Here is a 1253-nt window from a genome sequence, read left to right as displayed (position 1 = left end):
GGCCCGGACGTGGGCCGGCTCGGGGCGGACGGCGGGTACCCCGGGCCGGACGAGGGCCGGCCCCGGCCGGACGCCGTGCGCTCCGGGCCCGCCCCGCCCCGCCGCCCCGGCAGGGGCAGGGCGGGCAGGAGGCCGACGAGGACCGAGGCCGCGGGCCACAGGGGGAGGTCAGGGGAGGCGAGGGGGAAGGCCGGGGGGTGGAGGGCGTCGGGGGCGTAGGCGCCGGCCCACACCATCAGGGCCGCCACCGCCGCGCCCGACGCCGCGACCAGCCACGCGGCCGCGTCCCAGCGGTCCGGGCGGTAGCGGGTGCGGACCGAGCGGCGGCCGCCCAGCCGCAGCCCGGCCAGGGCGGCGACGACGCCGGCCAGCAGCAGGGGCGTTCCGTAGCCGGCCCCCTCGTCGGCCAGCAGCCCGTACGTGCCGGCGCAGACGCCCAGCAGACCGCCCAGGGTGAGGACGGCCGTGGTGCGCCGGACCGCGCGCGGCACCCGGGCCGTACGGCCGTAGCCGCGCGCGTCCATGGCCGCGGCCAGGGCCACCGAACGCTCCAGAGCGCCCTCCAGCACCGGCAGCCCCACCTGGAGCAGGCCGGCGAAGCCGCGGTCCGGCCGGCCGCGCAACCGCCGCGCGGCACGCACCCGTTGAACGTCGGCGACGAGGTTCGGCGCGAACGTCATGGCGACGACGACCGCGACCCCCGCCTCGTACAACGCCCCCGGCAGGGACTTCAGCAGCCGCGCCGGGTTGGCGAGCGCGTTGGCGGCGCCCACGCAGACCAGCAGGGCGGCCAGCCGCAGGGCGTCGTACAGGGCGAACAGCAGGCCCTCGGCCGTCACCCGGCCGCCGAGCCGCACGCCCCGCGCCCAGTCCGGGAGCGGGACTTCGGGGAGGACGACGACGGTGTGCGTGCCGGGGATCGGGGAGCCGAGGAAGAACGCGAACAGCAGTCGGATGCCGATCACGAACAGCCCGAGCTTGAGGAACGCCCCGTAACTGCGCGCCCAGGGCGCGTCCGTGCGCCGGGCCGCCACCACGTAGCCGGCGACGGCCACCAGCAGCGCGAGCAGCAGCGGGTTGGTCGTCCGGGACGCGGCGGCGGCCAGCCCCAGCGCCCAGATCCACCACGCGCCGGGGTGCAGCGCCGGCGTCACCGCGCGCGCCGGCGGCGCGCCTGCCACAGGGCGGCGGCGCCGAGCGCGACGACGGCCGCGACGCCGCCGATCAGGCCGGCGGAGGGGCCGGAGTCCTCC

The 1253-nt window shown here is 79.7% G+C and carries 2 protein-coding genes; both read right to left on the bottom strand.

The features are described from left to right. Positions 1-1181, bottom strand: a 1181-nt coding sequence (locus JNW98_RS35645) for an energy-coupling factor transporter transmembrane component T (protein ID WP_372459411.1), incomplete at its 3' end; no start/stop codon positions are given. Beyond that, entirely contained in the window at positions 1151-1225 is a 75-nt protein-coding gene (locus tag JNW98_RS36435; protein ID WP_308015713.1) for a GPS-CTERM domain-containing protein, read from the bottom strand. The genes JNW98_RS35645 and JNW98_RS36435, both read right to left, overlap by 31 nt. Positions 1226-1253 lie beyond the last annotated feature (28 nt).

This window comes from Streptomyces huiliensis (assembly GCF_020037025.1).
Classification (GTDB): Bacteria; Actinomycetota; Actinomycetes; order Streptomycetales; family Streptomycetaceae; genus Streptomyces; species Streptomyces huiliensis.
Note: the sequence above shows the minus strand (reverse complement) of the source record. Positions and strands in the feature narration are given on the sequence as shown.